The organism is Candidatus Omnitrophota bacterium, from assembly GCA_016209275.1.
In the GTDB taxonomy this organism is placed as follows: Bacteria; Omnitrophota; Gorgyraeia; order Aquiviventales; family Aquiviventaceae; genus JACQWM01.
Map to the genome: position 1 here is coordinate 1 of JACQWM010000017.1, position 9,946 is coordinate 9,946.

General features: G+C 63.4%; 9 protein-coding genes and 1 tRNA gene. All 10 read right to left on the reverse strand.

All coding sequences use genetic code 11. The annotated features are described in order from the left end of the window. Positions 1-312: 312 nt before the first annotated feature. On the reverse strand, positions 313-1,311 hold the full coding sequence (locus HY737_02875; GenBank protein MBI4597329.1) for an NAD(P)-dependent glycerol-3-phosphate dehydrogenase: 999 nt from the start codon (positions 1,309-1,311) through the stop codon (positions 313-315). A 72-nt stretch (positions 1,312-1,383) separates the two neighbouring features. Then, positions 1,384-1,749 (reverse strand): hypothetical protein, encoded by a 366-nt coding sequence (locus HY737_02880; GenBank protein MBI4597330.1) that lies wholly within the window; start codon positions 1,747-1,749, stop codon positions 1,384-1,386. After that, positions 1,722-2,033, reverse strand: a complete 312-nt coding sequence (locus HY737_02885; GenBank protein MBI4597331.1) for a hypothetical protein — start codon at positions 2,031-2,033, stop codon at positions 1,722-1,724. Before HY737_02885 ends, HY737_02880 begins: the two co-directional genes overlap by 28 nt. A 208-nt stretch (positions 2,034-2,241) precedes the next feature. Then, a complete protein-coding gene (locus HY737_02890) occupies positions 2,242-5,139 on the reverse strand; it encodes an ATP-dependent helicase (protein MBI4597332.1) in 2,898 nt (965 codons plus the stop codon). Positions 5,140-5,160: 21 nt separating this feature from the next. Beyond that, entirely contained in the window at positions 5,161-5,907 is a 747-nt protein-coding gene (locus HY737_02895) for a hypothetical protein (GenBank protein ID MBI4597333.1), read from the reverse strand. A gap of 11 nt (positions 5,908-5,918) precedes the next feature. After that, on the reverse strand, positions 5,919-7,097 hold the full coding sequence (locus HY737_02900) for a deoxyguanosinetriphosphate triphosphohydrolase (GenBank protein ID MBI4597334.1): 1,179 nt from the start codon (positions 7,095-7,097) through the stop codon (positions 5,919-5,921). Between the two features lie 4 nt (positions 7,098-7,101). Further along, positions 7,102-7,593: an HIT domain-containing protein gene (locus HY737_02905; protein ID MBI4597335.1), complete on the reverse strand. Its 492-nt coding sequence runs from the start codon at positions 7,591-7,593 to the stop codon at positions 7,102-7,104. Further along, a complete protein-coding gene (locus HY737_02910) occupies positions 7,580-9,184 on the reverse strand; it encodes an ATP-binding protein (protein MBI4597336.1) in 1,605 nt (534 codons plus the stop codon). The genes HY737_02905 and HY737_02910 overlap by 14 nt, the downstream gene beginning before the upstream one ends. Before the next feature lie 7 nt (positions 9,185-9,191). Further along, a complete protein-coding gene (locus HY737_02915) occupies positions 9,192-9,785 on the reverse strand; it encodes a peptidoglycan DD-metalloendopeptidase family protein (GenBank protein MBI4597337.1) in 594 nt (197 codons plus the stop codon). 72 nt (positions 9,786-9,857) lie between these two features. Then, positions 9,858-9,943, reverse strand: a tRNA-Gly gene (locus HY737_02920). Positions 9,944-9,946: the final 3 nt, after the last annotated feature.

Sequence of the window (9,946 nt, forward strand, 5' to 3'; positions counted from 1 at the left end):
CCGCAGCCGGGCTTCTATGAGGGGTGGCCCGCTAGCTGTGCTACGAGCCTCACACCAGGAGTCGTGGAGTCCAATGTCCATCCCGATCACCGTGTTCACTGCGATGGATGTCATCGCGGCACCTCCTGTCGGTTGGTGCCAGTATGACAGCGTTCAAGCGACCCAGCGTTTTCATGCTATCACCCCCTGGCCGGGTTCGCGGAACGCGAACCGCCCCGCCCCGGGCGGGGCAGCCGCCTTTGGCGACACGGCCAGGGAGTGGGATGAATATACAGACTACCAGGCGGGGGAAACCCTGTCAATGAGAGGGCTTCAGAGGGCTTCAGACTTTCCGGAGCGGCGCATGAGGGCGGACAGCGCGGCGCGCGGCGCGCGGCGGCGAAAGAGGATCGCATGCACTTGCTCGATGATCGGGACCTCGACATGATGGCGATGCGCCAGCGCGACCGCCGCCGTTGAGGTCTCCACACCTTCAATCACCATCGGCGTTGACGCCAGCACGGCACGCAGCCGTTTGCCCTGGCCCAGCTGCTCTCCCAGCCAGCGGTTGCGTCCGGAGAGGCACGTGGTGACCAAATCACCACGACCGCTCAAGCCCCAGAACGTTTCCGCTCGAGCGCCCATCGCGACACCCACGCGAGCCATTTCCACGATGCCGCGCGTCACCAGCGCGGCTTTGGCGTTGGCGCCAAACCCCAGCCCGTCGCTTATCCCGGCGGCGATGGCGATGGGATTTTTGAGGGCGCCGCCGAGCTCCACGCCGATGACATCCGTCGACGTGTACAGGCGCAAACGATCACTCATGAACGACTGTTGAATTCGGAGGGCGACATCGTGGTGGTGTGAGGCGACCACCGAGCTGGCCGGATGCCCGGTGGCAATTTCTTTCGCGATGTTGGGACCGGAGAGCACGGCCAGCCGCCCCGGCCCCAACTCCTCATGAAGAACTTGGGACATGCGCTTGAGGCTGCCTTGCTCGATGCCTTTCGCCACGCTGACGACGATGGGGACGGCTCTCTTTTTCACGCGAAAAAGAGAACCGTCCCCAAGCCTCTTGGCGATCGATCGCAGGTGTTGCGAGGGAGTCGCCAGCACGATGATGTCTGCAGCGGCCGCCGCTTCCCGAAGATCTGCGGTGATGCGCAGCGATTTCGGCAGAGGAATGCCGGGCAGAAACTTCGGATTGACTCGGCGGCGGCGTAAGAGGGCCACATACTCCGGAAACGCTCCCCACAGGCGCACGCGATGACCCAATCGGTGCAGGTGGATGGCGAGTGTCGTCCCCCACCCGCCATCACCAAGGACGGCCATCGTCTGTCGTGGCCCGCTCATGATGACCCAATCTAACACGGTTTCGCCGGTTCCGTCAATTTCCGAGGAGCGTTATTCGAGGAGGTCTTCGGGGGGATCAATATTCATGGAGAGGATATGGCGGTAGCCGATGCAGAAGATGTCATGGCCCCAGACCACGTAGAAATGGCCGAGCACTTTGTAGGAGACGCTCTCAGCTCCGGTGTCCGGATCCAGATCTTTGGTGACGAAGACTTGCCGCGGGGGCAGCGGATCCAGCCGATGGGCCCACGAGACGGAATCGTCCAGCGACGGCAAGGGGGTTTGCGACTCGACATGGTAGGTGCAGCGGCGGATGACGTTGGTCGTATAGTCGCCCTGCGTCATCTGCTCGGTGACGACGCAGTCGCGTTTGAGGTAATCCGCTGAGGTCAGGTTCCTGACGAGGATTTCTCGCATCCTGGCCCTTCCTGGAACGAGAGGTCGCACACAAACTCGGGGTTCAGCCGGTGCAGCTCGAAGGCCAGCATCACCACGCGCAGCTTCAACTCATTCGCCGGATACTGCTTCCACGCCGAGTAGAGATCCAGAAACGCATCGAGCGTTCGCTCAAAGATGAACTTCCGCTCGTAGGTTTCCAGCTCTTTGAGAAACCGCTTGAACCGCGCCTCGGAGATCTCCTGCGCGGTCGGGTCCATCTTGAGATGCTGGATCTGCCGGTGAAACATCGCGTGTGGCTCCATGCTCCTCCCTGCTCAAGACAAAAGCCGAACCACCACTTCGTGACTGGCAGCTCGGCCGTCCGTCATCGGGCTGAGGGACCCGTAGCTAACTGGTGAAGCTCACGTAGTCTGCGTATTCGTTAATACTTTCTATAACCTTTCGCTGTCAATTTAAGCTTGCCTGATGGGCTTGGGATATTTCAAGAGGGAGTCAGAAAATAGTGCGGAGTTACTGTGGCCGAAACGCCGAGGGACAGATCGATTGAAACGCGCACCAGCGGCAGGAGAACTCATCCGGCTGGGCCGCAAACTCTCCGGCCCGGATGCCCGAAGCGGTGCTCAGGAGCAGGGCCCTGGCTCGCTCAAGATCGTCGAGATCAAAGACGGCCTGGCCGATCACGTCAGTGTCCAGAAACCGCAGCTCCACCCGCGCAGGCATCCGGCCGTGCAGGGTGAACCACGCCAGCGCGTAGATCAGCATTTGCAGCGATCGTCTGGCCCGGGCATTGGCTTCGGCCTGTTCCGCCACCTCGGATGATTTATAGTCGATGATGACGGCCTCATCGCCGCGCTGATCGACCCGGTCCCACCGCCCCACCACGACGAGATCCTCGAGGGGGAAGGCGAATTTTTCCTCAATCAGCGTCGGATATTCCGGCGCTTCCGTCTGGCGCGCGAAAAATCGGCGCAGCACGTCCCTGCCTTGGGCCAACCGCAGCTGCTCATGCTCCCGCGTGAGGAATCCTTCGGCGCGCCAGCGAGCGTCAAACGCGTCCAACAGCTCGGCCTCGGTCATGTCTCGTCCCTGCAGGCGGCGGGTGAAGAAGTGCTCCACGGCTTTATGGAGTGCCGCTCCATACACCACGAGATGGTGGCGCATGACCGGGATCCTGAGCACGTGGCTGTAGCGGTATTTCAGCGGGCAGGTGTCGTAATCATCAACCCCGTGGGGATCCAGCCGGAGGGGAGCGCGCGGCACGCGCGCAGGGGCCAGGGCGACCGGAGGTTTGCTGGCTGAGCGCTCGATGAGCTCCTTGGCGGTGGCGGTCTTCGCCATCGGGCTGGGGCTCGGCAAGTCCAGGGCTTCGAGCACGAATTGGCTGACCTTCCGCACGGACTTGCCGCCGTAGCGATACGCGCAGGTCAAATGGAGCTGCTCCTTCGCCCGCGTCATGCCCACGTAAAACAGCCGCCGCTCCTCCTGCAGGTGATACTCCCCGGAGGGCAGGATGTCTTGGATCAGTGCCTCGGGCAGCTCGAGGGCCTCTTTGCGCGGCGGGGTCGGAAACCGTCCTTGCACCAATCCGACGAGGAACACCACGGGAAACTCCAGCCCTTTGGCTTTATGGATGGTCAGCACGTTCACGCGATCGGCCCACACATCCTCGTCGTTGAGCGGCTCATGGCCCATCGCCTGGAATAGCTCAAGGTGCTCCATCAGATCCGGCAGGCGGTTGCCGGCGACCTCCTCGAGCCGCCGCAAGTGATCAAAGAACCGCGCCACCGTCTGCAGGCGCGCCAGATCCTCGGCGCGCTCCGCGCGCGAGAGGTCCGCCAACACCCCGCGATCCGACAGCCATCGATACAACAGCTGCCCCGGCGATTGGGCGCGCGAAGCTTCCAGCAGCTGCTGGATGTCGGCCAGGAGTGTTTGGAATTGCGCCGCCCCCTCGACAGAAACCGCGGCGCGCAGCGCCTCATCGGCGGGCAGCGCTTTCAGCACGGCCTGCAGGCTGCGTTTGGTGCGGTTGGCGGCGGCCAAGACTTTGGTCAGATCGTCCATGCGGCAGCGATACAGCGGAGAGCTGGCCACATGGTACCAGCTCAGGCTATCGTCGGGATCGGCCAGGGCCTTCAGGCATGAGAGCAGTATCTTGCTCTCTTCCCTCGCAAAGAGGTGGCTGGCTCCGCTGAATTGCCAGGGGATCCCGGCCACGTTGAGGGCGCGCAAAAACAGGTCGGCCTCCCGATTGGACCGCACGAGAATAGCGATGTCTTTCGGCCGGCGCGCTCCGGACTCCACCATGGCGCGGATGGTCTGCGCGACCCAATCGGCTTCGCTGGAGGCGGTGTCAAAGATGTGGAAATGCGGTTCGTCCGGGCGCGCCGTTTCGCTGCGCGCGATGAGTTTTTTCTCAATGCCCTGCCGGACTTCCAGCCGGTCGGGATCGTTGAAGCGAATCAGGCGGTAGGCAGCATCCAGGATCGGCTGGCCTGAGCGGAAATTTTCGGTGAGGACGACGGTTCGCACCCCGGCGTAGTGGTCCAGGAACTTCAGCACGTTGCTCAGGGCCGCTCCGCGCCACTTATAAATCGACTGATCGTCATCGGCGACCACCGTGATGTTGGCCGTCGGCGGTGCGAGCAATTGCAGCAGCCGGAACTGGGCGTAGTTGGTGTCTTGAAACTCATCGACCAAGAGGTACCGCACGCGGCGACGGCACGCCTCCAGGATGTCCGGATGCTGCGAGAGCAGCTGGATGGCGAGCAGGATTTGATCGCCGAAATCGAGCAGGTCATGCGCCCGCAACAGCCGCTGGTAGGCGGCGAAGGCCTCCGCCAGCTCGCGCAACCGGGGGGGTGCTGCGCTGGATGCGGCCAGGGCGAGGAAGTCCTCCGGGGTGGCGGCCTCATCTTTCGCGCGGGCGAACACCGCGGCCAAGGCCTCGACGAATCGGGCGGGGTCATGCAAGGGCCGAAAGATGTCCAGCGGCAGCTCAAAGAGGTGCTTGCGCAAAAACACCAATTGCTCCCCTGAGGACAGGACGCGCGCATACGGCGAGAGCCCGAGCATCGCGGCATGATCGCGCAGGAGCCCATCGCCGAAGGCATGGAAGGTGTGCATCGAGACGTCGAGGTAGCCGTACGGCACCAAGAGATCGACGCGCTCTTCCATTTCCTGCGCGGCTTTTTCGGTAAAGGTCAGGGCCAGGACCTCCTCCGGCTTCGCGTGCTGCGCCGCCAGCAGCCACGCGATCCGGCGGGTGATCACCGTGGTCTTGCCGGTGCCGGCACCGGCGATGATCAGCAGCGGGCCGGCCTCATGGGTGACGGCGACCCGCTGGGTGGCCGTGAGGTCCTCGAGGAGCCGAGCAGAATCCTGGAGCGTGGGTGGTGCGGCGGTCACAAGGCGTTCCTTGACGGCTGCTTACTTCTTCGGCGGAACCACCTGGAACGTAAAGGGAAATTCCAGCGAGGCTTGCGGCTCGTTGTTCGCGTTAAAGTCCGTTTTGATGTCGGTCAGGACCAGCTTCAGGCTCTTGGTGTCATGCGAGGGGCTCCAGAAGGCCACCAAGCCGTCATACGTCACACTGGGATACAGGTACCCGGATTGCAGCGACGATTGCTTGATGAGGGCGAACCGCCCCTGGGGTCGGGTGTTGACGAGTTTGCCGATCGGCACCCCGACGCCGAAATACCCGGGGCGCGCGTCTTCAAGCATGCCGCGCGTGGCGACGGCGACCGGGGCTTTGGCTTCCGCGATGGCGTTGACATAATCTTCGTTGATCGGCGTGTATTGGTTGCCCCGGTCATCGATGAGGACGAACGCCGGCGGATTGATCAAGATCGGCTGGGTGCTCTTATTCGCGACGCGGACGTAAAACACGATGTTCTCGAGAAAATACGGGTTCATGCCGGCGAAGGCGCCGAAGGCGTTGCGGTTGCTAAAGAAGTCCTTCATCCAGCTTTGCGAGCCGAAGGTGGCGATGACATCGACGTTTTTCTGGGTTTGGGTTTGCGAGAGGGGTTCCAGTTTCCAATCCACCCGATGCGCGATGCTCGCATTCTCGGCGATGGGGCCGCGCGCATGTCGTTCCAGCAGCAGCGAGCTGGTGCGCACGCCGCAGCCGCAGAGTACCACCGTCAGTAGGGCTATCCCAAAGGCACGATGCATGCTACACCTCCTCATTCCGACACCCGCTCCACAGGGCCGCACAGCTTCCGGTATTCTCCCAAACAATAGCGATCGGTCATGCCGGCGATATAGTCGCAGACGACTCGATAGGGGTCGTCTCCCTTGGCGATGCGCAAGCGCGTCGTGTTGGGCAGCTGCTCCGGCGCGCGAAGATAGATGGGAAAGAGCTCAGTGAGGCATCGTTTGGCTTTCTGCGCCATGCGGACCACCCGGTCGTGGTGATAGAACTGGGTCCAGAGCAGGCGTTTGAGCGGAGTTCGAAGGCGCACCATCTCTTCGCTGAAGGCGACCAGCCGCGTGCGGCATGCCCGCACCGCATCCACCGAGTCGATCTGCTGTGCGCTGAGGCGCTCGGCGGTGGCCGTGGCCAGATCAACCACTTGCCGGTTGATCAGCGCGCGGATGACTTGATACCGCTGCACCTCCCCGTCGACCGGCTGCGCCGTGGCGGCGGCATCGCGGGCCTGCCGCCATAGCTCAAGCGACTGCAGATCATCCTCCTTAAGGATACCCGATGCCAAGCCGTCGTCAAGATCATGATTATCATAGGCGATTTCATCGGCGACGTCGGCGAGCTGGCTTTCAAGGAGCGGGGCTTTCGCCGGATCCAGCGCGATCCGCAAATCCGGCTGGGCGTACGGAGCGCGGTGCTTGTTGATGCTTTCGCGGACCTCCCAGGTCAGGTTCAGCCCTGGAAAATTCGGGTAGCGGGTTTCCAGCACGTCCACGATCCGCAAGCCCTGGATGTTGTGCTCAAAGCCGCCGTGCCCCTCCATCAGCTCGCGGAGCGCGTCTTCCCCGGCGTGGCCGAAGGGGGGGTGGCCGATGTCATGGGCCAAGCAGACCGCATCGACGAGATCCTCGTTCAATCGCAGCAGGCGGGCGAGCGAGACGCCGATCTGGGCGACTTCCAGCGTGTGGGTCAGGCGCGTCCGGTAATGGTCGCCTTCGTGATTGACGAAGACCTGCGTTTTGTATTCGAGGCGGCGAAACGCCGTGGTGTGGATGATCCGGTCGCGGTCGCGGCGATAGGCGGTGCGGTAGGGGTCTTCCGGCTCCGGATGCGCGCGCCCGCGGCTGGCGCAGCTCTTCATGGCATACGGGGCGAGCCACTGCGCTTCGCGCGCTTCCACGTCTTCGCGCGACATCAAACCGGTGGCGGTGCGCATCGTGTTACGCGTTCGTGAGCAACGCGTGCAGTTGCCGCAGCGATTGCGAGAGGACTTTCGTGCGCCCGAGGACCGGCATGAAGTTCTCATCGCCGATCCAGCGCGGGACGAGGTGAACGTGCAGGTGCCCTAGCACGCCGGCCCCTGCGGCGCGCCCGAGGTTGACGCCGACGTTCATGCCGTGGGGATGCAGCCGTTGCCGCAGTTTCCGTGAGAGCGCTTGCAGCAGCCGCCGGATATCGAGCCATTCCTCGGCGGTCAGCGCGTCGATCCGTCCAATGTGGCGGTACGGCGCGATCATCAGGTGGCCGTTATTGTAGGGATAGAGGTTCAGGATCGCGAAGGCGTGGGGGCCCCGCGCGATGACGAGGTTCCGGCGGTCGGCGGCTCGGGAGCGCTTCGCGCGGCAGAACACGCAGCCGCGCGGTTTCTTGCCGCGGATAAACGCGTCGCGCCACGGCGCCCACAGACGGCGGAGCGCCTCAGGATTGTCCATAGAGGTCTCGGAGGATGGTCAGGTCATCGGATTGCCAGATCCACATGTTGGCGGCCTTGGCGAGCAGTTTCGCGTGGTCGTCCATGGGGGCGGTGGTGATCACGATTTTCCGCGAGGGTTTCGGGGATTGGGCGCGGCAAAATGTTTCAAAGCCTGTGATCGCCTGCTCATCGACCGGTCGATCATGGATAGACGCGCACCACCGTCGGCCCTCCCCGTTGGCCACGAGGTACGCGGCGTGCTGCGGCGGCGACGCCGGGTGGGTCTGCACGGCGTCAAATTTCGGCAAGCGGCCGGTTTTGGAATCCAGCGAGATGGTGTCATCCGCGAACCGCGTAAACAGATGCGCGACTTGCTCCGCCAATGGCTGTTGATGCGCGTGCGACCACGCCTGCCAGAGGCGTCGGAGCTCCTCGTCAAAGCGCCGGCGGATCTCGGCGTCCTCCAGTCGCGCAGCGGACCGTTGGGCGAGCAGCACCGTGGAGAGCCAGCAGCGCATCACCGGGTTCGCGATCATCCAGCAGGTCCCTGTGCGTTCCGCCACGTCGTATTCAATCAGCAGTTGGAGCGCTTCTGAGAGCCCTGCGCGGCCCACCGCCGATCCAATGGCCGTGGTGGTCCGCGCGCCCTGGGCGATCGCGAGGAGTGCTTCAAGCGCTCGAGCGCCGCCGCGCTGCCGTGATAAGGTTTCGGTGGACGAGAGGCACCACTGGTGCACGATGCCTTCGCGAGCCCCCAGCACGTCCCACGCGGCGTGCAAGAAGAGGGCTTCGGTCAGCTTCGCCCGGCGCTGCTGCAGCGCGGCCAGCTCTTTGAGGCGCTTGAGCAGCACGGCCAGATACCACGGATAGGCGCCGAGCCAGTCGATCAAGAACGGAATGGCCGCTGACGCCCCGGGCAGACGCGCGAGCTCCTGTCTTGCCCAAGCACCCGCGATGGTCGGATCAAGCGTCTCGAGTATCAGCAGCTCAAATTGGCCGAAGAGCAATTGGAGCCGCTCCCGCAAAATGCGCTTGGCGCGATACGGGGAGGAGCTCGCCAGGATGAAGAGCGTTGAGGGCCACGTCATGACGCGTTTCCCGAGCTCATGAAACGCGTGATGGAATCCCAGGTCCTCGAGATACAGGAACTCATCGAGGATCAGCACGCAGGGACGGCCGCGCTCTTCGATCAACAGCGGAATCGTGTCGAGAGTCCGGTTGAATGCTTCGGCATAGAGCCGGCGGGTGAGCAGTGCGTCGATGGGGCGCATCGCGGCGGTCGTCTTCGGAAAGACCGGTGCTGCGCGGTTCAACCACTGCTCAAGCGATGGCGAAGGCTCGGTTCCGCTTGCGGCAGGACCTGACGGGCTGCTCAGCCCGGCCTGCAGTATGGCGACTTGCAGCCGCTGAAGGAAGCTGCGGCATGACTCGCGGTAGAGCGGCGTGTAGATCACCAGCATCTGCTCAGGAGGGGCTGCGCTCAAGAGCTGCAACTGGAATGTCTTGCCGCTGCCAGGCGGACCGATCAGGACGAGATTCTGGCGAAAGCCTTCGGTGAACGCTTGCACGCGCTGCCGAAGGTGCTGTTGAACGCTCGGTCGTAAATTCATGCTCGTCTTAGTCGCGCGGGAGCAAGGCTAACGCGTTTTTAGGTTTGGTTTGGTACCGGATCTCGAAATGCAGGCTGCCGGCTCCGATGGTGCCAATCGGCACGCCTTGCCGCACCGCCATGTTCGGTCCCACCAGCAGCTGGTCGAGCCCGCCATAGATGGAGAGGTAGCCATCGCGATGATCAAGAATCAGCGTCTTGCCTAATCCCGGGATGCGCGCAGCCGCGATGGCCACAGCACCCCCTCGTGAGGCGCGCACCAGACTGCCGGAGGCCGCGCTGATATCTAACGCCACACCTCCGCTGGAGCGGACGCTGCCCCGCAGCGGCCAGAGAAACCGAGCCGATTCGGTGGGCAGCGGGATGAAGAGCCGCTGTCCGGTGTGAAGTCGGGCGGCATTCGGCAGCCGGTTGACGGCCGCGACCTGCTGCGCCGTCAGACCGTAATCGCGGGCGATGCGCCAGAGGGTTTCGCCGCGCTGCACGAGATGATACGACCCGGCGAGCTGCGGGACGGCTTGGGCGCTGGCGGGGACGGCGATGGTGCGACCTGGGACAGAGGAGCAGCCGCCGAGAGCCAACACGAGACCTACGAAAACCATTCGCATAGATTCACGTATTACTTTTCATTTCTCTTGGGCGGTGCCTCGTCGAACCGTTGTGCCAAATTCGAGAGCGGGTAGCGGGAATCGAACCCGCGTGGCTAGCTTGGGAAGCTAGTGCACTACCACTGTGCGTGTCGCTCATGGAACACTTCCGCTGC